This is a genomic window from Ruegeria sp. BHSC223 (genome assembly GCF_059613025.1).
This window is the reverse complement of the sequence record NZ_JBXWRR010000006.1, coordinates 141,528-161,925: the sequence shown is the minus strand read 5'-3', so window position 1 is coordinate 161,925 and position 20,398 is coordinate 141,528. Positions and strand designations below refer to the sequence as shown.

23 protein-coding genes are annotated in these 20,398 nt (G+C 63.9%); 8 read left to right on the top strand and 15 right to left on the bottom strand.

The window, feature by feature from the left end; genetic code table 11:
- Window positions 1-7 precede the first annotated feature (7 nt).
- Complete coding sequence (locus AC2FNY_RS12160; protein ID WP_496802607.1) at window positions 8-607, bottom strand: TIGR04282 family arsenosugar biosynthesis glycosyltransferase; 600 nt, start codon at window positions 605-607, stop codon at window positions 8-10.
- A 9-nt stretch (window positions 608-616) separates the two neighbouring features.
- Window positions 617-1,759: a succinyl-diaminopimelate desuccinylase gene (dapE, locus tag AC2FNY_RS12155; RefSeq protein WP_496802606.1), complete on the bottom strand. Its 1,143-nt coding sequence runs from the start codon at window positions 1,757-1,759 to the stop codon at window positions 617-619.
- Between the two features lie 305 nt (window positions 1,760-2,064).
- Between dapE and AC2FNY_RS12150 the strand changes: the two genes are divergently transcribed.
- From AC2FNY_RS12150 to AC2FNY_RS12140, 3 genes are all read left to right on the top strand, one after another.
- Complete coding sequence (locus AC2FNY_RS12150; protein WP_496802605.1) at window positions 2,065-3,639, top strand: Hint domain-containing protein; 1,575 nt, start codon at window positions 2,065-2,067, stop codon at window positions 3,637-3,639.
- A 1-nt stretch (window position 3,640) separates the two neighbouring features.
- The gene (locus AC2FNY_RS12145) at window positions 3,641-4,735 is read left to right on the top strand and encodes a Hint domain-containing protein (protein ID WP_496802604.1); all 1,095 of its coding nucleotides are present in this window, start codon (window positions 3,641-3,643) and stop codon (window positions 4,733-4,735) included.
- Between the two features lie 188 nt (window positions 4,736-4,923).
- A complete protein-coding gene (locus AC2FNY_RS12140) occupies window positions 4,924-5,979 on the top strand; it encodes a transporter substrate-binding domain-containing protein (protein WP_234176741.1) in 1,056 nt (351 codons plus the stop codon).
- A 6-nt stretch (window positions 5,980-5,985) separates the two neighbouring features.
- Here AC2FNY_RS12140 and AC2FNY_RS12135 read toward each other — a convergent pair whose 3' ends face one another.
- On the bottom strand, window positions 5,986-6,333 hold the full coding sequence (locus AC2FNY_RS12135) for a DUF8846 family protein (RefSeq protein ID WP_234138622.1): 348 nt from the start codon (window positions 6,331-6,333) through the stop codon (window positions 5,986-5,988).
- 155 nt (window positions 6,334-6,488) lie between these two features.
- Here AC2FNY_RS12135 and AC2FNY_RS12130 point away from each other — a divergent pair, with 155 nt between their 5' ends.
- Window positions 6,489-8,060 carry a choice-of-anchor L domain-containing protein gene (locus AC2FNY_RS12130; protein ID WP_496802603.1) on the top strand — a complete coding sequence of 524 codons (1,572 nt, stop codon included), beginning with the start codon at window positions 6,489-6,491 and terminating at the stop codon, window positions 8,058-8,060.
- Between the two features lie 64 nt (window positions 8,061-8,124).
- Here the strand turns inward: AC2FNY_RS12130 and dapD are convergent, their stop codons facing one another.
- The 3 genes from dapD to AC2FNY_RS12115 form a co-directional block, all read right to left on the bottom strand.
- Window positions 8,125-8,952 carry a 2,3,4,5-tetrahydropyridine-2,6-dicarboxylate N-succinyltransferase gene (gene dapD, locus AC2FNY_RS12125; protein WP_496802602.1) on the bottom strand — a complete coding sequence of 276 codons (828 nt, stop codon included), beginning with the start codon at window positions 8,950-8,952 and terminating at the stop codon, window positions 8,125-8,127.
- 96 nt (window positions 8,953-9,048) lie between these two features.
- Window positions 9,049-9,243, bottom strand: coding sequence for a hypothetical protein (locus tag AC2FNY_RS12120; protein WP_496802601.1), 195 nt, complete (start codon window positions 9,241-9,243; stop codon window positions 9,049-9,051).
- A 145-nt stretch (window positions 9,244-9,388) separates the two neighbouring features.
- Window positions 9,389-10,309, bottom strand: coding sequence for a threonine/serine dehydratase (locus AC2FNY_RS12115; RefSeq protein WP_234138615.1), 921 nt, complete (start codon window positions 10,307-10,309; stop codon window positions 9,389-9,391).
- Window positions 10,310-10,397: 88 nt separating this feature from the next.
- Between AC2FNY_RS12115 and AC2FNY_RS12110 the strand changes: the two genes are divergently transcribed.
- Complete coding sequence (locus AC2FNY_RS12110; RefSeq protein ID WP_234138607.1) at window positions 10,398-11,240, top strand: LOG family protein; 843 nt, start codon at window positions 10,398-10,400, stop codon at window positions 11,238-11,240.
- 15 nt (window positions 11,241-11,255) lie between these two features.
- Here the strand turns inward: AC2FNY_RS12110 and AC2FNY_RS12105 are convergent, their stop codons facing one another.
- Entirely contained in the window at window positions 11,256-11,465 is a 210-nt protein-coding gene (locus AC2FNY_RS12105) for a hypothetical protein (protein WP_234138605.1), read from the bottom strand.
- 248 nt (window positions 11,466-11,713) lie between these two features.
- On the opposite strand from AC2FNY_RS12105, the gene AC2FNY_RS12100 reads away from it, so the two are divergent.
- On the top strand, window positions 11,714-12,829 hold the full coding sequence (locus AC2FNY_RS12100) for a cystathionine gamma-lyase (protein ID WP_496802600.1): 1,116 nt from the start codon (window positions 11,714-11,716) through the stop codon (window positions 12,827-12,829).
- Window positions 12,830-12,831: 2 nt separating this feature from the next.
- Here the strand turns inward: AC2FNY_RS12100 and AC2FNY_RS12095 are convergent, their stop codons facing one another.
- The 4 genes from AC2FNY_RS12095 to AC2FNY_RS12080 form a co-directional block, all read right to left on the bottom strand.
- Window positions 12,832-13,215 (bottom strand): phage holin family protein, encoded by a 384-nt coding sequence (locus AC2FNY_RS12095; protein ID WP_234138599.1) that lies wholly within the window; start codon window positions 13,213-13,215, stop codon window positions 12,832-12,834.
- A gap of 64 nt (window positions 13,216-13,279) precedes the next feature.
- Window positions 13,280-14,461: a dual-specificity RNA methyltransferase RlmN gene (rlmN, locus tag AC2FNY_RS12090; protein ID WP_496802599.1), complete on the bottom strand. Its 1,182-nt coding sequence runs from the start codon at window positions 14,459-14,461 to the stop codon at window positions 13,280-13,282.
- 187 nt (window positions 14,462-14,648) lie between these two features.
- Entirely contained in the window at window positions 14,649-15,035 is a 387-nt protein-coding gene (locus tag AC2FNY_RS12085; RefSeq protein WP_234138595.1) for a lysozyme inhibitor LprI family protein, read from the bottom strand.
- 35 nt (window positions 15,036-15,070) lie between these two features.
- The gene (locus tag AC2FNY_RS12080) at window positions 15,071-15,610 is read right to left on the bottom strand and encodes an invasion associated locus B family protein (protein ID WP_234138593.1); all 540 of its coding nucleotides are present in this window, start codon (window positions 15,608-15,610) and stop codon (window positions 15,071-15,073) included.
- A 181-nt stretch (window positions 15,611-15,791) separates the two neighbouring features.
- On the opposite strand from AC2FNY_RS12080, the gene AC2FNY_RS12075 reads away from it, so the two are divergent.
- On the top strand, window positions 15,792-16,790 hold the full coding sequence (locus AC2FNY_RS12075; RefSeq protein ID WP_234167505.1) for an asparaginase: 999 nt from the start codon (window positions 15,792-15,794) through the stop codon (window positions 16,788-16,790).
- Window positions 16,791-16,796: 6 nt separating this feature from the next.
- On the opposite strand, the gene AC2FNY_RS12070 is transcribed toward AC2FNY_RS12075, so the two are convergent.
- Genes AC2FNY_RS12070 through serB form a run of 4 tightly spaced genes read right to left on the bottom strand, consistent with a single transcriptional unit; the run spans window position 16,797 to window position 18,821 of the window.
- On the bottom strand, window positions 16,797-17,111 hold the full coding sequence (locus tag AC2FNY_RS12070) for a YciI family protein (RefSeq protein ID WP_496802598.1): 315 nt from the start codon (window positions 17,109-17,111) through the stop codon (window positions 16,797-16,799).
- 36 nt (window positions 17,112-17,147) lie between these two features.
- The gene (locus AC2FNY_RS12065; RefSeq protein ID WP_496802597.1) at window positions 17,148-17,582 is read right to left on the bottom strand and encodes an SRPBCC family protein; all 435 of its coding nucleotides are present in this window, start codon (window positions 17,580-17,582) and stop codon (window positions 17,148-17,150) included.
- Complete coding sequence (locus AC2FNY_RS12060) at window positions 17,570-17,899, bottom strand: ArsR/SmtB family transcription factor (protein WP_234144356.1); 330 nt, start codon at window positions 17,897-17,899, stop codon at window positions 17,570-17,572. Before AC2FNY_RS12060 ends, AC2FNY_RS12065 begins: the two co-directional genes overlap by 13 nt.
- Before the next feature lie 43 nt (window positions 17,900-17,942).
- Window positions 17,943-18,821, bottom strand: coding sequence for a phosphoserine phosphatase SerB (gene serB / locus AC2FNY_RS12055; RefSeq protein ID WP_496802596.1), 879 nt, complete (start codon window positions 18,819-18,821; stop codon window positions 17,943-17,945).
- A 362-nt stretch (window positions 18,822-19,183) separates the two neighbouring features.
- On the opposite strand from serB, the gene AC2FNY_RS12050 reads away from it, so the two are divergent.
- Complete coding sequence (locus AC2FNY_RS12050) at window positions 19,184-20,338, top strand: phosphoserine transaminase (RefSeq protein ID WP_496802595.1); 1,155 nt, start codon at window positions 19,184-19,186, stop codon at window positions 20,336-20,338.
- The last annotated feature ends 60 nt before the right edge of the window (window positions 20,339-20,398 follow it).

Below are 20,398 nucleotides of genomic sequence, written 5' to 3'. Positions count from 1 at the left end.
GTTCGCGTCATTGCAAAAGCGACGGCAGGCGGGCATCGCGCAGGTCGGCGGCGGTATCGACATCTTTCAGCATGTCGACCAGGGCCACCCGATGCCCGCGCACCCCGACCAGCGTGTCGCCCAGCGCGTGTTCGCTGGACCAGCGCACATCTCCGAACAGGCCCGGCGGCAAGGCATAACGCCGCGCCGCGCCCACCAACCAATAGCCCCCATCGGGTGCCGGTCCGAACACGAACTCAGCGCCCCCAAGCGCCGCAAAGGAGCGGGCGATATGGGCGCGGGTGACGCCGGGAATATCGGCACCGATCAGGCAGACCGGCCCCTTGGACGCGGCCCGCAACTGCCGCGCCATGCGCTGGCCCAGATCGCCGCGCCCCTGCGGGCGGCGCGCCAGATCGGCGGGCCAGACCCGGCTGGCCATCCCCTCGGCATCCGGCGACACCGCCAGCACGATGCGCCAGCGCGGATCGCGCAACCGCCGGATCAGCGCCCGCGTCTGATGGCGAAACCACCAGGCCGCGCCCACCATGCCGATATCGCGCCCCAGCCGGGTTTTCACCCGGCCCGGATGCGGTTCCTTGACCATGATGACCAGCGTACGCCGCATCGCTCTGGCTCAGGCGAAATAGTCCCGCAGGATCCGGCCATAGATCGCCTTGAGCTGATGGATCTGGGCGATTTCCACCCGCTCGTCCACCTGATGCATGGTGCGGCCCACCAGCCCGAACTCCACCACCGGGCAATGATCCTTGACGAACCGCGCATCCGAGGTCCCGCCCGAGGTGGACAGCACCGGCACCACCCCGGTTTCCGCCTCGACCGCGGCCGCCACCAGATCGGACAGCGCACCGGGCGGGGTGAGGAAGCTTTCGCCCGAGATCTTTACCTTCATTTCAACCGCGACGCCGAATTCCTCGGCCACCCGGTCGGCCTCGGCCTGCATCCATTCGGTCAGGCTGGCACCCGAATGCAGGTCGTTGAACCGGATGTTGACCGCCGCGCGGCATTGCGCCGGGATCACGTTGGTCGCGGTATTGCCGGTGTCGATGGTCACAACCGCCAATGTGGATGTATCGAAATGGTCAGTTCCCTGATCCAGCTCGTGACTGGCCAACCGGTCCATCAGCCGTGCCATCGCCGGCAACGGGTTCTTTGCCCGGTGCGGATAGGCCGAATGCCCCTGCACGCCCGTCACCGTGAACCACGCGGTCATCGACCCGCGCCGCCCGATCTTCATCATCTCGCCCATGCGGTCGGGGCAGGTCGGCTCTCCCACGAGGCAGACTGACATCCGCTCGCCCGAAGCAGCCATGTAGTCGAGGAGCGCGGTGGTACCGTCCAGCGCGTCGCCCTCCTCATCCCCGGTGATGGTGATGATCACCGCGCCCTCGGGCGGGGTGCTGGTGACCAGGTCCACCGCTGCCGCGACAAAGGCCGCAACGCCCGATTTCATGTCTGTGGCACCGCGTCCGTAGAGAAAGCCATCCTTTTCCTCGGCCCCGAATGGCGCCACGGTCCAGGCCGCTGTGTCGCCCACCGGCACCACATCCGTGTGACCGTTGAACCCAAAGCTGCGTGCGTGTCCCTTGTCCCCCCAGCGCGCAAACAGGTTGCAGATACCGCCCCGGTCAACCCGGGAACAGGTAAATCCCGCCTGCGACAGCACCCGCTCAAGCACGTCAAGCGCGCCGTCATCGGCGGGCGTGACCGAGGCGCAGCGGATCAGGTCGGCGGTCAGGCGGGCGGCGTCGAGTGTCATTCAGGCCTCCTTTGCGGTTTGGGCATCGTCTGGAACGGGAAATGTGACGAAAACGTCGCGTTGCCACCTCTGAATTGCCCGTTTTCACTTAACAGCGACAGAACTCCCATGCTAGCCTATAGGTAGAAAACAAAAGACCCGAGGCAGGGTTACGAGCAGCAAGGCCGCAAAGCGAGCAGTAACAATCGCAAAGACGGCTGAACCAAACCGGCAACCGCACGACAGATGCGATCGGTTTTACGTGGTGCGTGGCGAATGCCCGCTCCGTCCTCCCTGCCCAGGATCGTGAGACCGTGGGGCAGGAGATGGCAACAGGCGCCGAGCTGAACTATAATCAGGGTGCCTCTGCAATGCAGATGGCGCAGACAATCTTTGGCGACGGGGTGACCGTTGTCGGGGCATCCTATTCGGGCTGGGGCCAATCGTCGGCGATCTATTCCAATGGCGATGCGCTGGCGCCCGGCGCGACGCCGGGTGATACCGGGATCATCCTGTCCACCGGGCGGGCCCGCGACTTTACCCAGTCGAGCGGCGATCCGAACCGGTCGGCCAACACCTCGACCAACACGTCAGGGCAGAACAACAACCCCGATTTCAATGCCGCCGCCGGCACCAATACCTATGACGCGTCGTATCTGGATGTCAGTTTCATCCCGGATTCGAACGTGATGACGATGCAGTTCGTCTTCTCGTCCGAGGAATACCCCGAATTCCAGAACTCGATCTATCAGGACTTTGTCGGCGTCTGGGTCAATGGCGTTCAGGCCGATCTGGAGATCGGCAATGGCGATGCCGACCCCGGCAACATCAACGCGACGAACAACCAGAACCTGTTTCTGGACAATACCGGCGACGCCTATAACACGGAAATGGATGGCCTGACGGTCACCATGACCCTGACGATGAATGTGATCCCCGGTGTCGTGAACACCATTCGCATCGGGGTCGCGGATGTCGCGGACAGCAGCTACGACTCCAACCTCCTGATCGCGGCCAACAGCGTGCAGACGGACCTGATCGCCATCAAGGACAGCGCCACGCTCTATCCCGACGGCAGCGTCACCATCGACGTACTGGACAATGATATCAACCAGTCCGGCGGCACACTGACCATAACCCATATCAACGGCGTTCCGGTGACGGTCGGCAGCACCGTGACGCTCAACACCGGTCAGACGATCCAGCTCAACGCCGACGGCACATTGACCGTGATCGGTGACGGCGATACCGAATCCATCAGCTTCACCTACGAGGTATCGAACGGCGCCAATACCGATACCGGCTTTGTCACGGTGGATTCGATCCCCTGTTTCGTGGCCGGGACACTGATCGACACCCCCCATGGCGAACGCCAGGTCGAACGGCTGACGCCGGGTGACATGGTGCTCACGCGCGACCATGGCGCGCAAGAGGTCCGCTGGGTCGGCGAGCGCACAGTTGACGCCGAGGGCGATTTCGCCCCCGTCCTGATCCGCGCCGGCACCTATGGCGCCCAACGCGACCTCCTGGTCTCGCCCCAGCATCGGATCCTCATTCGCGACAGTCTGAGCGAATTGCTGTTCGGCGAGCCCGAAGTTCTGGTTGCCGCCAAGGATCTGGTCGATGGCCGCAGGATCCGGTTTCTGCCCGGTGGGCGCGTCACCTATGTCCACGTGATGTTCGACAATCACGAGGTGATTTACTCCGAGGGACTGGCGAGCGAAAGCTTCCTGCCCGGCCCGCAAACCACGCATCTGTTCGAGCCCGAGACCTTGAACGAGATCCGGGCGGTTTTCCCCGAACTCGACACCGACACCGGCAAAGGCTATGGCCCTGCCGCCCGTCGGATCCTGCGCAAATACGAAACCGAGCTGCTGCTCACATCGGCAAAGGTGGCCTGACATGGGATGGATCGCCGTTTCCGCCCCCGAGAACGAACATTTCCGCCCTGAGGGGCTTGGCGCCTCGACAAATGCGCCTTGCCTGGTCGGCACCCATGAAGACGACCTCATGGTTCGCGGCACCCTTGTGTTTGAAACCCGGCTTCCCAACGCCCAGCGTCCCCGCATCCTGTTGCAGTTCGACCGCGGCGGCGACTGGCCCTTCCACCTGTCGTTGCAGGCGATTCCGGGCGGCGGGCTGATACTGATCGTCAATCAGGGCGGCTCGGTCCTGCATCAGGTTCTGAACGTGGCCGATACCGGGCGCATCGACACCTTGCGGCTCAGCTATGCCTGGGATGCGCCGGCCCGTGCCGGCTGGCTGGCCCTGGAACATGACGAACGCGAATATGCGCATCTGATCGAGGTCGAGGCCCCCAGCCCGCTGCGCATCGGTGATCTGCGGATGCTGTTTCGGGACGGCCCGCACCGTTTCACCGCCCCCGAACTGGTCTATTTCGCGCTGTCGAGCGAAATAGAACCCGTGGGCCCGATGCCCTCGCTGCACCCGGAAACGCCGATCGCCACACCAGAAGGCTACCGGCCCCTGTCGCAGATCCGGCGCGGCGACACGGTGGTCGTCGCCAGCGGCGAGGCGGTTCCGGTCCTGCATCGGGTCAGCCGCACGATGCCAGCCTTCGGCAGCACCCGGCCCCTGACGATCCGCCGGCCCTATTTCGGTCTGAGACAGGACATCCAGGCCGCGCCCGCGCAGCGCCTTTTACTCTCGGGAACCGAGGTGGAATACCTGTTTGGCCGAGAATCGGTGCTGGTCCCCGCCCGCCATCTGACCGGCGGGCACTCGGTTCTGCCCGCGCGCGCGGGGCTGACGGCGACCTATGCGCAACTGCTGCTGCCCACCAACGAGGCAATGGTCACCGCCGGGGCGCTGGCCGAAAGCCTGTTCATCGGCCGTCTGCACCGCAAGCCGCTTCATCTGGCCGCCAGCGTGCTCGCCGGGATCGAGCGCAGCCGCCTGCCCGATCATGGCCGCCCGAGCCATCATGTCCTGCGCGCGTTCGACGCCCGCATCCTGGCCGAGGCACGCGTCGCCTGATCCGAACCCGATGATGCTCAGGGTCCGGCCCGTGCGCATGACGGGCGCGGGTGGTCTCGACAGTTAGAACGCCCGACGGGAAGCAAGCCCGGCTTTTCCCCTTGCCATGAGCAAAGCTGACCCCGGGGTCGCCTTGTTTGAACGCCCCGGCTGGGGTATGGGGCAAAAAACCGGAAAACACTTTGCCGATGCACAAGCTCCTCATCTCTGTCTGCCTGGCCCTGGGATTGTGGCCGCAAGTGCTGTTGGCGCAGTCGCTGAACGTCGCCACGGTCACGCGTCCTCCCTTCTCTTTTGTCAAGGATGGGACAGAGACCGGATTTTCGATCGATCTGCTCTCGGCGTTGGCCGACAAGCTTGGCTGGACCTACACGCTGGACCGCAAGGACAGGTTCTCGGACATGCTGACCGCCGTTATCGACGGAGAAGCGGATATGGCAATCGCCAATATCTCGATCACCGCCGCGCGCGAGACCGAGATGGATTTCAGCCAGCCGATCTTTGAATCCGGGCTCCAGATTCTGGTGCCGTCCGAGAGCAATGCCGGTTCATCGCTTCTGAGGGCGCTGCTGTCCCGAGACCTGTTCATGGCCATCGGCGCCGCCTTCTTCATCCTGCTGACCGGCGGCATGTTGATGTGGTATTTCGAGCGGCGCGCGCAGCCCTATTTCGATCGCAAGCTGCACGAAGCCTGGTTTCCCTCTTTCTGGTGGGCGCTGAACCTCGTCGTCAATGGCGGGTTCGAGGAACGGGTGCCGCGCACCGCCTTTGGCCGGCTGTTCGGCGTTGTGCTGGTGATCTCCTCGCTTTTCGTGGTTTCGGTCTTCACCGCGCGCATCACCTCGGTCATGACCGTCGAGGCGATCAGCGGCTCGGTAAATTCGGTCAACGACCTCTACGGGCAAGAGGTCGGCACCATAGAAGGCTCCACCGCCGCCGGCTTTCTCAATCGTCGTGACATCGGGTTTGCCGCTTTCTCGAACCTTGACGAGATGCTGACTGCCTTTGAACAAGGCGCACTCGACGCGGTGGTGTTCGACGCGCCGATCCTGTCCTATTACGCTTCGCATCAGGGCAAGGGAAAGGCTGTCACCACCGGTTCGGTGTTTCTGCGCGAGAACTACGGGATCGCATTTCCAACCGGATCAAGCCGGGTTGAAGACGTCAACCAGGCACTGCTCGCCCTGCGCGAGGACGGCACGTATGACCAACTTTACCGCAAGTGGTTCGGTCGCCGGAACTGATCCGCCTCAGCCCGCCGCCTCGTCGTCGTCGAAAAACGGTGTCATCTGGGCCACGATCACGGCGTTTTCGTCCAGCGCCCGCTGCATCAGCGCGCGCTCTTCCGTATCGATCTCGTGACCCTGCGCCTCGCGCTCTTCGAGCGTGCCGTATCCGGTGACATCCAGCGGCGCGGTGTCAGCCTGTTTCAGAATCGCCACCGTTTCGCGTACCGCCTCGGCCTCGTCGACGCCGCTGGCATAACACATCAACGCCGCGCCGGTTGCCCCGTCGGGCAGGCCGTCACCGGACTTGCGCCCGATCTGGACGACAAGGGTATAGACTTGCTGGCGGGACTGTTTGGCGGGCTTTTCCATGCTGCCGCCTTAGCCTGCGCCAATCGACAGGTCAACGCCCGACAGATGCGGACATTTTGCCAAGAATACCAGACATCGCGCCAACGGTTGGTAAGAACACGGAAAGGGTCAACGGGATAGGCCGGGGATATGACAATCAGCAAGGTCCGCCCGACATGCCCACAGCCAGTGAACTTCCCATCGATACTTCGGCATCTGCCCTGGACATGGCGGATGCCATGTTCGGCTCGGGGATAGAGGTGGTAACAGCCAGCTATTCGGGCGCCACGTCGGCTTCAGGTATTTATTCGAACGGAGATACCGTCGCCCCCGACATCACACCGTCAGACAGCGGGGTGATCCTGTCCACCGGCAACGCGACCTCGATCACCAACAGTTCGGGCGACGCAAATGTGTCGGCGGGTACCAGCACCAATCACGGCCTTGCCGGTGACACGCAACTGACCGAGATGGCAGGCGCCCAGACCTATGACGCGTCCGTGTTCGAGGCCGGCTTCATCCCCGAAGGGTCAACCCTGACCATGCAGGTGGTGTTCTCGTCCGAAGAGTATCTCGAATATGTAGGCTCCGGTTTCAACGACGCGGTCGGCATCTGGGTGAACGGCGTGCAGGCCGAACTGACGGTCGGCGACGGTGATATCACGATCGACAGTATCAACGATCAGTCGAACTCGAATCTCTATGTCGACAATCCGGCTTCGGGCGAGATCGCCAATACCGAGATGGACGGGTTCACCGTGACCCTGACGCTCAAGGCGCCGGTCAATCCCGGCGAGGTCAACACGATCAAGATCGCCATCGCGGACAGCGGCGACGGCGCCTATGATTCGAACCTGCTGATTGCCGGCGACTCGATCCAGACCGCCCTGATCGCCGAGGATGACAGTGTCGAAATCACTGGTGGCAATGCGGAAACCGTGGACGTTCTGGCCAACGACAGCTCTTCAGCGGGCGGCACGCTGACCATTACCAAGATCAACGGGCAGCCGGTATCGGCGGGGGATACCGTGACCCTGCCGACGGGAGAGACGGTCCTGCTGAACCCCGACGGGACATTCACCATCGATTCCGATGGGTCCGAGGAAAGCAGCAATTCCTTTTCCTACGAGGTGACCGATTCAGCCGGGAACACAGATACCGGTTTCGTCACGGTCAAGACCACACCCTGTTTCGTCGCGGGCACCCCGATCCGGGTGCCGAATGGCCGTGTTCCGGTCGAGACGCTTGAGATCGGCGATCTTGTGATGACCCGCGACAACGGTCCCCAGCCATTGCGCTGGATCGGTCGCACGACCCGCCTGTCCAAGGGGATCGACGCACCGGTTCTGATCCAGCGCAATGCGTTGGGGCGGCATGGCCCGGTCGCCGTCTCACCCAACCACCGCGTGATGCTGGAAATGTCGCGCTCCGAGCTGCTGTTCGGGTCTCGCGAGGTTCTGGTCAAGGCCAAGGACCTGGTGAACGGACGAGATATCAAACGGTGCACGGACGGGTTGCCGGTGACCTATGTGCATCTCCTGTTCGACCGGCATGAAGTGATCTGGGCCAACGGGCTGGAAAGCGAAAGCTATCATCCCGGCGACATGTCCATCGGGGCCTTCGATACCGCCACACGCAGCGAAATCCTGCGATTGATGCCCGATTTGTCCGCGCCAGATTACGGCTACGGGCCCGCCGTGCGCCCGGCCTTACGCAGCTATGAAGTGCGCGCGCTGATGCGGGCCTGAAGGGAAACAAAAAGGCCGCGGCACCTTTGCGCCACGGCCCAACCTGATGCGACTTGCCGGCAGGTCAATCCCGCAGCAACTCGTTGATGCCGGTTTTCGACCGGGTCCGTTCATCCACCCGCTTGACGATCACCGCGCAATAGAGGCTGACACCGCCGGTCGACGGCATCGAACCCGAGACCACCACCGAATATGGCGGCACCTCGCCATACATGACCTCGCCAGTCTCGCGGTCGACGATCTTGGTGGACTGGCCGATATAGACGCCCATGCCCAGCACAGAGCCTTCGCGCACGATCACGCCCTCGACCACCTCGGAGCGGGCGCCGATGAAGCAATTGTCCTCGATGATGGTGGGACCGGCCTGCATCGGCTCCAGCACGCCGCCAATGCCGACGCCGCCCGACAGGTGCACGTTCTTTCCGATCTGGGCACAGCTGCCCACCGTGGCCCAGGTGTCGACCATGGTGCCGCTGTCCACATAGGCGCCGAGGTTGACAAACGAGGGCATCAGCACCACGCCCGGTGCGATATAGGCCGACTTGCGCACCACGCAGTTGGGCACGGCACGGAACCCGGCGGCCTTCCACTGGTTCTCGCCCCAGCCTGCAAACTTGCTGTCGACCTTGTCCCACCAGCCGCCGCCCTGCGGGCCGCCCGACTGGATTTCCATATCCTTGATGCGGAAGCCCAGCAGCACCGCTTTCTTGGCCCATTGGTTCACGTGCCAGCTGCCATCGGCCTGTTTCTCGGCCACCCGCAGCGCGCCGCTGTCCAGCGCGGCCAGCGTGTCCTCGATCGCCTCGCAGGTGGCGCCTGTGGTGGCGGGTGTGATGCTGTCGCGCGCGTCCCACGCGGCCTCGATGGCGACTTCCAGCTCTTGGTTGGACATGAGGTCTTGCTCCCTGATGAATGCGTCACGTTGGTTTCGCCTATACGCAAGCGCGGACCAAGGCGCAATGCGACGCGCCCCGACCCGATTGCGGCCTTATGCGTCTTCCAGCGCCCCCAGCGCGGCGAACATCTCGGCATCGGCGTCGGTTCCGGCATTGGGCGCGGTCAGCAACACGTCGCCATAGAACACCGAATTGGCCCCGGCTAGAAAGCACAGCGCCAGCCCAGGCGCCTCGAGCCTCAGCAGCCCCTCGCGCACCGGCAGGTGGCTGGTATCAAAGGCACGCACGATATGGTCCTGACGCAGCTTCTCGTCCGCTGGCCGGGCGCCGCTTATCGTCCGCTGGCTGAGCCGCGCTTAGAACGTGACGGCGATGGTTGCTGTCAGGAATTTTAATAAAGATCCCGGGTACAACCAGCCCAAGCTGCAATCGTCACCCGGCAAAGGGATCCGGGGCGATATTGCCGCCGCAGACCAGCACCGCCACCCGCTCGTCTGGTTCGGGCCGATAGGCGCCACACATCAGCGCCGCCAGCGCGGTTGCGCCTGCCGGCTCGACCAGAACCCGCCGCTCGGCCCAGAGCGCGCGCTGGGCCGCTGCAATCGCCGCGTCCGGAACCAGAACCGACTGTGCCCCGCGTTGCGCCAGACCGAAACAGATTTCGCCGATCCGCCGCGCCCCCAGCGCATTGGCAGCGATGCCCGAGACCTCGACATCGACCGGCCCGCCGGCAGCGAGCGCCGCATTCAGTGCGCAGGAGGTTTCCGGCTCGACCGCAACCACCTTGCGTGCGCCCTGCCACCAGGCCAGTGCACCAGCCACCAGCCCACCACCGCCGACCGCGATCACCACCGTATCGGCCTCTAGCGCCTGCGCGTCCCATTCGGCGAAACAGGTGCCCTGCCCCGCCACGGTCGCGGGCGCGTCATAGGCATGGATCTGCATCGCGCCGGTCGCAGCTTCATGCGCCTGCGCAAGGGCCAGCGCATTTGCATACTCGCCCGGCACCACCTCAAGATCGGCGCCGGTATCCCGGATCAGCGCGATCTTGGCCGGGCCTGCCATTTCCGGCACGAAAATCTTGGCCTGCTGGCCCAGCGCGCGGGCGGCATAGGCCACCGCAGCACCATGATTGCCACCCGAGGCGGCCACCACTCCGGCAGCGGGCACATCACTGGACAGCAGGGTATTGAAGGCCCCGCGCGCCTTGAAACTGCCGGTATGCTGCATCTGTTCCAGCTTCAGGCTGAGCGGATATGACAGGCCAAATCCGCGCGTCTGCATCACCGGGGTCACTTGCACATGCCCGTCAATTCGTGCCGCCGCCGCTGTGATCTCTGCTTTCCAATCCATTCTCATACCCTCTTCACCACCCGCCTCTGGCGCTTGCCCCGCGAACCCTATAGCTGTGGGGCAAAGACGCAAGCAGGGAAGCCCGCAGATGAGAGACGATCGTCAGAGCCCGTTTCGTGACGCCCATACCGACCGCTCGACGGCCAGCCATGTGCCCGATACGCCGCAGACGCGCTCGCCCGCCTATAAACTGGCCTTTGCCGACGAGGATTTCCTGTGCCGGGACGAGCTGCGCCCGGTGCGGTTGCAACTTGAATTGCTCAAGCCCGAGATGATGATGGCCGAGCGCGGCATCACCTCGACCGTGGTGATGTTCGGTGGGGCACGGATCCCGGAACCGGCGAAAAAGCACACCGCGCGCACCCAGACCCTGGCGGAGCTGTCGGAGTATTACGACGAGGCGCGCGAGTTTGCCCGGCTGATCACCGAGAAGTCGAAGGAGTCAGGCTGCAAGGAGCTGGTGATCGTCACCGGCGGCGGCCCCGGCGTGATGGAGGCCGGCAATCGCGGCGCCAAGGACGCGGGCGGCTGCTCGATCGGGCTGAATATCGTGTTGCCGCATGAACAGGCGCCAAACCTGTTCGTGACGCCCGAGCTCAGCTTCAACTTTCACTATTTTGCAGTCCGCAAGATGCATTTCCTGATGCGCGCACGGGCGATCACCATCTTCCCGGGCGGATTCGGCACGCTGGACGAACTGTTTGAATCGCTGACCCTGATCCAGACCGGGCGCATGGAGCGGGTGCCGTTCCTGCTGTTCGGGCGCGATTTCTGGGAACGGGTGATCAACTGGCGGGCGCTGGCGGATGCCGGCACCATCTCGGCCGAGGATCTGGACCTGTTCCGCTTTGTCGACACCGCTCAGGAGGCGGTAGAAATAATCGACAACTGGGAGCCCGCGCCACCCCGCGATGCGATCCCGGGGCGCTGAGGCGGTCGGGTCGGTTCAGGCGAATTCAGCAGGCAACACGCCCAGTTCGACGCCCTGCGGCAACCGGGTTACCACTTGGGCACCCTGCACGTCCTTGATGGCATAGCCATAACCCATCAGCCGGAACTTCCATTCCCGCGCGCTGAGCGCCTTGGCGCGTTCGCGGTACAGCAGGTCCAGAACCCCCGCCTCGATCATTGCGCCACCGATATCTGCCTGTGCCATTTCCTGTCCTCCATGGCTTTGTTGCTGATTTCGAAACTGACTGTTGATCGGGGCGGAAATTCATCGCGAATAAGGAAAATTCAGGGCGCAGGCCTTTTGTGGATACGGAAAAGGGGGCGCTGCCCCCGTCACCTGCGGTGACTCCCCCGGAGTATTTCCGGCGAAATGAAGGTGTGGCCATCTCTTTGCTTTGCCGTCGCGCAACCGGGTGCTAGATCGCGGATTGACAGGCACGCGGGAGGGCGACAATGGAACATGGCGATCACGGGACACCTCGGATGGGTGCCTTTCTGCATCTGCGCGGCAACGGGATCGACAAGGGCGATCCGGTGGCGCTGCCGCTGGTGCAAAGCTCGATGTATCACCTGCCGGGCGCGCCCGATGGCAGCAACAGCTATGGCCGGGCAGACAATCCCACCTGGGTGGCGCTTGAACATGCGCTCGAGCATCTTGAGGGGGCGCCCTGCCGGGTGTTTCCCTCGGGCATGGGCGCGATTTCGGCCGCGCTGTTTGCCACGCTCAAGGCCGGACAGCGCCTTTTGATCCCCGCGGATGGCTATTATGTCACCCGGCTGCTGGCCGACCGTTACCTGCGGCCTTTGGGTGTGAGTGTCGAGGAGCGGCCCACCACCGGCTTTGCCGAGGGCGGGTTTAGCGGCATTGACGTGGTGTTTCTGGAGACGCCGTCCAATCCGGGGCTGGACCTGATCGACCTTGCCGCCGTCGCGGGCGCGGTGCGGGCAGCCGGTGGCATCACCATCTGTGACAATACCACGATGACACCGCTGGGACAGCGGCCACTGGATCTGGGCATCGACATCGTGGTCGCCTCGGACACCAAGGCGATGGGCGGCCATTCCGACCTGCTGCTGGGGCATGTGGCCAGCCGCGATGCCGGGCTGGTTCAGGCAGTGGAGGATTGGCGCCGCATCTCGGGCGCGATTCCGGGCCCGCACGAGGCCTGGCTGCTGCATCGCGGGCTGGAGACGCTGGAGGTGAGGTTCGACCGCATGTGCCGAAACGCCGAAGCCCTGGCGCCGCGACTGGCCGAACATCGGGCGGTGAGCGCCCTTCGTTATCCCGGTCTGCAGGGTGATCCGGCGCATAACCTGGCGCGGGCGCAGATGCAGCGGTTCGGCTTCCTGCTCTCGCTGGATCTGGGCAGCGAGGAGAAGGCGGAACGCTTCATCAACGACTGCCCGCTTTTGCGTCCGGCGACCTCGTTTGGCGGCGTGCACAGTTCGGCCGAGCGGCGCGCGCGCTGGGGCGACGCGGTGGCACCGGGATTCGTGCGCCTGTCAGTCGGCTGCGAGCCGGTCGAGGAGCTATGGCAGGCCCTGCGCGATGTGCTCGATACGCTCTGAAATCAGGCTTTCGGCTCCCGCAGGCTCTTGAACACATAGATCGGCAGCAGGATGCCGGCGATGAGCGCACCGAGCCAGACAAGCAGGGTCGCGGCCAGCAGGTTCGAGATCCCGCCCACGATCAGGCCCGAGGTTACCAGTTCGGTGACCAGAAGACCGACGAAGATGACCACCAGCGAGATCCCGCCCTGAAGCGCGGGCAGGTTGCGCGCGCTCAGGCGGCGGATTAGCGGTTCGGCCAGGGCCTGGATCAGACTGAAGACGATGACCACGACAATCAGCGACAGCGGCGCGATGGAGAATCCGTCGAGCAGCAGCGCGGCAAGTAGCAGTCCAATGGCATTGCCGGCCAGAAGCGCGGCGATCGAAAGCAGGCGTCGAGACATGGCGAACCTCTTGAAGCTATTCACCCGAGCCTAGCCTATCACCCGCGTGAAATCACCACGGGAATCAAAGCCCCGTCTCGGCCTCGATCTGCTTTTTCGACTTGCGCGCGCGCTCGGTGGCCGATTTGAGCTGGCCGCAGGCGGCCATGATATCGTCACCGCGCGTCTTGCGGATCGGCGCGGCATAGCCCGCCTGATAGATGATGTTGGCAAATGCCCGAATGCGGTTGTTTGACGACCGCTTGTAGGGTGCGCCGGGCCATTCGTTGAACGGGATCAGGTTGATCTTGGCCGGGATCTTGTGCCGCTTGATATGGTCGAGCAGGCGATAGGCATCCGCGTCGCTGTCATTCACGCCGTCCAGCATCACGTATTCGAACGTGATCCGCTCGGAATTCGAGGCTTTGGGATAGGCGGCCAGCGCAGAGAGCAGTTCCTCGATGTTCCAACGCTTGTTGATCGGCACCAGCACATCGCGGGTCTCGTCGGTGGTGGCATGGAACGAGATCGCCAGCAGACAGCCGATTTCTTCGGCCGTACGCGCGATTTCGGGCACCACGCCGCTGGTCGACAGCGTGATCCGGCGGCGCGACAGCTGGATACCTTCGGGGTCCATCGCAATCTTCATCGCATCGCGCACGTTGTCGAAATTGTAGAGCGGCTCGCCCATGCCCATCAGCACGATGTTGCTGAGCAGGCGGGTTTCGTCCTTTGGAGCGCCCGGCACCGGCCATTCGCCCAGGTCGTCGCGCGCCATCATCACCTGGCCCACGATCTCGGCAGCGGTCAGGTTGCGCACCAGTTTCTGGGTGCCGGTATGGCAGAACGAGCAGGTCAGCGTGCAACCCACCTGCGACGAGATGCAGAGCGTGCCACGATCCTCTTCGGGGATATAGACCACCTCGACCTCATGCCCGCCGGCAATGCGGACCAGGTATTTGCGGGTGCCGTCCTCGGACACCTGCCGGGTCACGACTTCGGGGATCTCGATGGTGAAATGCTCGGCCAGTTGCGCGCGATAGGCCTTGGCGAGGTTGGTCATCGCGTCGAAATCGCGCACGCCCCATTGATAGATCCACTGCCAGATCTGGCCCACCCGCATCTTGGCCTGATTCTCGGGGGTGCCGTGTTCGATCAACACCTCGCGCATCCGGTCACGGGTCAACCCGACCAGGTTGATCCTGCCTTCGGGCAGCTTGCGGGGGATGGTCACGACATCCTGGGTGATCGGTGCTTTGACGGACATGAATGCACTCGGCGGCTGATGGGGTCTGAGGCGATGGATGCGCCTCTATATAGGAAAGCGCGCGAAGATCAAAAGATTTCGCACCCTCTTTGCCGCCGGTCGTTTGGGATGGTGCGGCAGGGGGCGCTGCCCCCATCGCGGCAGAGCCGCTCCCCCCGGAGTATTTTTGGCGAAATGAAGAGTTGAGTTACCGCGCCATCGCCATCAGGTCGCGGGTCCGGGCACGGCCCAGTTCGATATGACAGGAGGTGATCGCGATGCCGGTACCCGATCCGCCGCCAAAGCTGGCACCGACCGCATCGCAATGGGCGTCACGATAGACGGCCCAAGCCGATTGCGCGGCGTCGAGCGCGGGAAGTGCCACCTTGCGCCCTGTGACCTCGTCGAGTTCACCCGCCGAACCGCGGGCAATGTCGAGCGCGACGGCCAGCGCACCCTCGACACGATCTCTCATTTCGGAAACGCAGGCGCCGATCTCGACCTGGCTGCCCGCATCGCTGCATTCGAGCGCAGGATCGGCGGCGGACGCCAGCGGTGTCAGCGCAAGCACAAACGCGAATTGAACCCGTCGCATATCACATCCTCGTACACCAACCGACGGCGGGCCACTTACCCGCCGCAGCGTTTCTCGGCATCTTCGACAGCTGCTGTAAAGCCCAGCAGCGAGAAGGTATCCTTGGTCTGGGTGCCGCGCGCCGAACGGGCAGTCAGCACCGCGTCGGTGCCGCGCTTCAACACCGCCACGATCTTGGCGTCGTCGGCGGCGGTTGCCGGCCAGGCCCATTCGCCCTCGGTGATCAGCTCGAACTCGGTGCCGCCCACGTTGAGATTGACCGTCGAGCCGGGCGCGAAAGGATAACCGCCCGTAAAGGTGACCTGCCCTTTGACCCCGGCCTTGGGCCGGAAGAACACCATCAGCAGGATATCGCTGCGGCGCACCGAAACGACGCTGCCACCGCGGGTGTTCACGGTTTCCTTCGGCGCCGAAACGCTCCAGCATTCGGTCGGGTTGTCCTCGACGAAGACGCTCCAATCGGTCTTGGACGCGACCCGGTTTGTGCTTTCGCTTTGCTGCGCCGATACGCTGGTGGTGGCGGCCGTTGTGGCCAGACACAGGCCCGCAATCGCGCGGACAAGTTTCGATCCCATCTGTTCAGCCCTCCAGCTGACCTCTACCTCAATTCCATCACAGGATGCATTCGCGGAGTTTTGCCGATCCGTCTGGCTTGCGCATCCTGTCGATTGCCGACATAGACACATTAACGCAGATTTCGCCACGGACGAAAGGGCGATTGGCGAGAATTCGCGCAGATTTCTATTGGGGGACAGGATGACGCGACCGGTACCGATGGCCGAACTCTGGCGCGGTGCGCTGCTTGAAAGCGTACATATGGGGCATGCGGTGGTTTGCGACAGCAGCGGCCAGGTGGTGCGCAGCTGGGGCGATCCAGGGCTGGTGATGTATCCGCGCTCGTCCTCGAAGATGATCCAGGCGCTGCCGCTGCTGTCCTCGGGAGCGGCGGCCAAATACGGGCTGGGCACCGAGCAGATGGCGCTGGCCTGCGCCTCGCATAACGGGGCGGCGATCCATACCCATCGGGTGAATGATTGGCTTGGACAGCTGGGGTTGGGCGACGGCGACCTGCGCTGTGGCCCGCAGGATCCCGATGACCGGCCCGAGCATGAGCGGCTGATCCGCGCCTATGAGAGCCCCTGTCAGGTGCATAACAATTGCTCCGGCAAACATGCGGGCTTTCTGACGCTGGGGCGCCATCTGGAGGCCGGACCCGAGTACCACGAGATCGACCACCCGGTGCAGCAGGCCGCCTTGGCCGCTTTTGAAGAGGTCACAGGCGAAGCCAGCCCGGGCTATGGGATCGACGGCTGTTCCGCCCCCAACTTTGCCACCAGCCTGACGGGACTGGCGCGCGCCATGGCTTGGTTCGCCTCGGCCCGCGACCGCTCTGACCGGCAAAGCCAGGCGGCCGCTCAGCTGACCGAAGCCATGATGAAACACCCCGAACTGGTCGCAGGCGAAGGCCGCGCCTGTACCGAGCTGATGCGTGCCATGGGTGGGCGCGTGGCGATCAAGACCGGGGCCGAGGCGGTGTTTGTCGCCATCCTGCCCGAGCAGCGTCTGGGCGTGGCGTTGAAGATCACCGACGGCGCCACAAGGGCCAGCGAATGCGCAATTGCGGCCATACTGGTCGGCCTTGGCGTGCTGGACCCCGCGCACCCGGCCACCCGCAAGCGGCTGGGTGCGCCGATCCTGAACCGGCGCGGCATCGACTGCGGCAGCATCCGCGCAACGGCCGAGCTGCGGTTCTGACGCCGATCACATCTCGATGATCTCGGCCACCTCGACGGTGCCGTTGCCCGACACCACCATCGGGCAACCCCTGGCCATGTCGGTCGCGGCACCGATATCGGCGGCGCGCACCACGGTATAGCCCGAGAGCGGATTGGCGCCACCATTGTCGGCCACGCCTGCGGCGCTGACCGTCTTGGACTGGCCAACCGGGTTGCCCGGGATCACGACCGCATCACCCATGGCGCCGAACCAGGCCTGCCATGCGGCCATGACCTCGGCGCCTTCCTCGGGCGTTTCGGGCGTCTTGCCGCCATGATAGGCAAAGATGAAATCAGGCATGTCGCGTTCCTTTCCTTTGGTTGAAAAACATCAGGATCAGGCGAGTTCCGCCGCAAGCTTGCGCAACGACGAAGTCCAGCCCGCCTCGTGACGCAGGCTCATGTCGTCATCGCCCAGTTCGCGGTGGTCCAGGATCAATCGCGCACCCTTGGCGCAGGGTTCGACGATAAACATCACATGGCTTTCCGTCCCGCGCCGGTCGTCATCGTCATGCCAGCCCCAGGTGAAGCCCACGGATTGCGGCGGTTTCACATGGGTAACATGGCCCGAAACCTTGTAGCGGTCGCCCGCGCCATTCACCATGACCGAGAACCACGGCCCCAGCCGGGTGAAATCGAGGTCATGCTGATCGGCGGGCACATGCAGGCCCTCGGGCCCCCACCATTGCAGCAGTTTCGCGCCATCACTGACCCAGGCGAACAGGGCCTCGGGCGTGACGGCGAATTCGCGTTCCAGTCTCAGGTCGGCCATGTCTTGTCGCTTTCAATTGCGGCGGCCAGCCTGTCCAGGCTGCCCTCCCAGAAGGTGCGTTTCGAGATCGTCCAGTCGGCAATCGCGCGCAGCCCCTCGGGCGCCACCGAGTATAGCCGCTGGGTGCCATTGATACGCTGGCGAACCAGCCCGGCCTCGCGCAGCAACTTCAGATGGCGCGAGATGGCAGCGCCCGACATGCCCTTACCCTCGACCAGATCACCGGCGGGCAATTCGCCCTCGGCCATCAGCTGTTCGACGATGGCGAAACGGGTCGGGTCGGACAAAGCCGAGAAGGCGGCCAGAAGCTGGGTCATGGTCGCATTATTTAACTATTAGGTTAATAATGCAAGCGGAAGATCAGCCCGTCACGAAATCCGCCCGCGCATAGCCCTGAACAAAAAGCAGCGCGGTCAGGTCGCCGTGGTTGATGCGTACCTCGCATTGAGCCGCGACCGAAGGTTTGGCGTGCAGGGCAACGCCGGTGCCAGCACGGCCCAGCATGCCCAGATCATTGGCGCCGTCGCCCACCGCGATCACATCCTGTTCGGACAGGCCCAAACGTGCCGTGATCTGCTCCAGCGCGTCGACCTTGGCCTGACGGCCCAGGATCGGGCGCCCCACATCGCCGGTCAGCTTGCCATCAGCAGCCAACAGCGTATTGGCGCGATTCTCGTCAAAGCCCAGTTGCGCCGCCACCTGCGCGGTAAAGGCGGTGAACCCGCCCGAGACCAGCGCCGCATAACCACCATTGGCACGCATCGTCGCCACCAGTGCCCGCCCGCCCGGCATCAGGGTGATACGGGTGTCGAGCACATGGCCGATCACCGCCTCGTCCAGCCCGCGCAACAGGCCCACACGCTCGAGCAGCGCGCCCTCGAAATCCAGTTCGCCGTTCATCGCGCGGGCGGTGATCTCCTTGACCCGCTCGCCAACACCGGCCTCGTCGGCCAGTTCGTCGATGCATTCCTGCTGGATCATGGTGCTGTCCATATCCGCCAGCAGCATCCGCTTTCTGCGACCCTCGGCAGGCTGCACCACCAGATCTACGCCCAACGCCTGCAGATCGTCCCAGACCTGCCAGCGATTGTCGGGAAGGGCTGAAAGCGTGAATTCGGCTGCTTCATCGGGGCTCAGCCAGACCACATCGCCACCGCCCCAGGCGTTGCGCAGCGCATCGACCAGCGCCGGGTCGAGACGGGCAATGGAGGGGTTGGTCAACAGCGTGGCGACATACATGGGGCATCTCCTTTGGGTCGGAACCGCCATAGCGCAGGTGCGAAATCTCTGCCAGCCCCACCCAAGCTAACGCCCCGCGCCACAGCCCGTCCCTTACCCGACGCGCTCGCACCCATTAACCCTCTGTAAAGAATTGAATATCTCACCCCGCCCTGAATGTCACATCCAGGCGCCGTACCCTAGCCCGCGATTTCCTCAAGACGAAACGCAAGTTTCCGATCGTAGTCGAAAGGGTCGCAATCAAATGCCAAAGCGGCGATTTTCGACATCTATTTCGCTTGCGTGCCGCAGTGCGGCGGACTAGCTGTTGGGGTGGGACACCCCTCCCCAACGAGGGGCGTATATCTGTAAGGGTAACACCAATGACTATCGACCAACCGGCAACGCGGCCGGCCAATCCGCGGTTCTCTTCTGGCCCCTGTGCCAAACCCCCCGTTTTTGATGTTTCCAAACTCGCCGGTGCCGCGCTGGGTCGCTCGCATCGTGCCGCCATCGGCAAGGACAAGCTGAAGGCTGCCATCGAAGGCACCCGCGAGATTCTGGGCATCCCCGCCGACTATCGCATCGGCATCGTTCCCGCCTCGGACACGGGCGCCGTCGAGATGGCACTCTGGTCGCTCTTGGGCGCCCGCAAGGTCGAGATGCTGGCCTGGGAAAGCTTTGGCGCCGGCTGGGTCACCGATGTGGTGAAGCAGCTGAAACTGGATGCCGAGGTCAAAACCGCCGACTATGGCCAGATCGTCGATCTCGCCTCGGTGGATTTCGACAACGACGTCGTGTTCACCTGGAACGGCACCACCTCGGGCGTGCGTGTCCCGAATGGCGATTGGATCGCTGCCGACCGTCAGGGCCTGACCATCTGCGACGCCACCAGCGCCGCCTTTGCCATGGACCTGCCCTGGGACAAGCTGGATGTGACCACGTTCAGCTGGCAAAAGGTTCTGGGTGGCGAGGCCGCGCATGGCATGATCGTGCTGAGCCAGCGTGCGGTGGAACGGCTGGAAAGCTACACTCCCGCATGGCCGCTGCCCAAGATTTTCCGCATGACCAAGGGCGGCAAGCTGATCGAAGGCATCTTCAAGGGCGAAACGATCAACACGCCCTCGATGCTGGCGGTCGAGGATTATCTGCTGGCGCTCGACTGGGCGCGGTCGGTGGGTGGCCTGAAAGGTCTGATCGCGCGGGCCGATGCCAATGCGCAGGCAATCTTCGATTTCTGCGAGGCACATGACTGGATCGCCAACCTGGCCGAGGATGCAGCCACGCGATCCAATACCAGCGTCTGCCTGAAATTCACAGATGCCCGCATTCAGGATGGCGCAGCGTTTGCCAAGGCGGTTGCCAAACGGCTGGAGGCCGAAGGTGTGGCGCTGGATATCGGCGCCTATCGCGACGCGCCCGCAGGCTTGCGCATCTGGTGCGGTGGCACGGTCGAAACCTCGGATGTGGCGGCGGTGTTGCCCTGGCTCGCCTGGGCCTTCGAGGTCGAAATCGTCGCGCAAGCGCAAGCCGCATAATCGCCCCCACCCTTGCAGGTGTCCTCGTCAAGAGGGTCCCCAAGGGTGGGCAGAGCATTG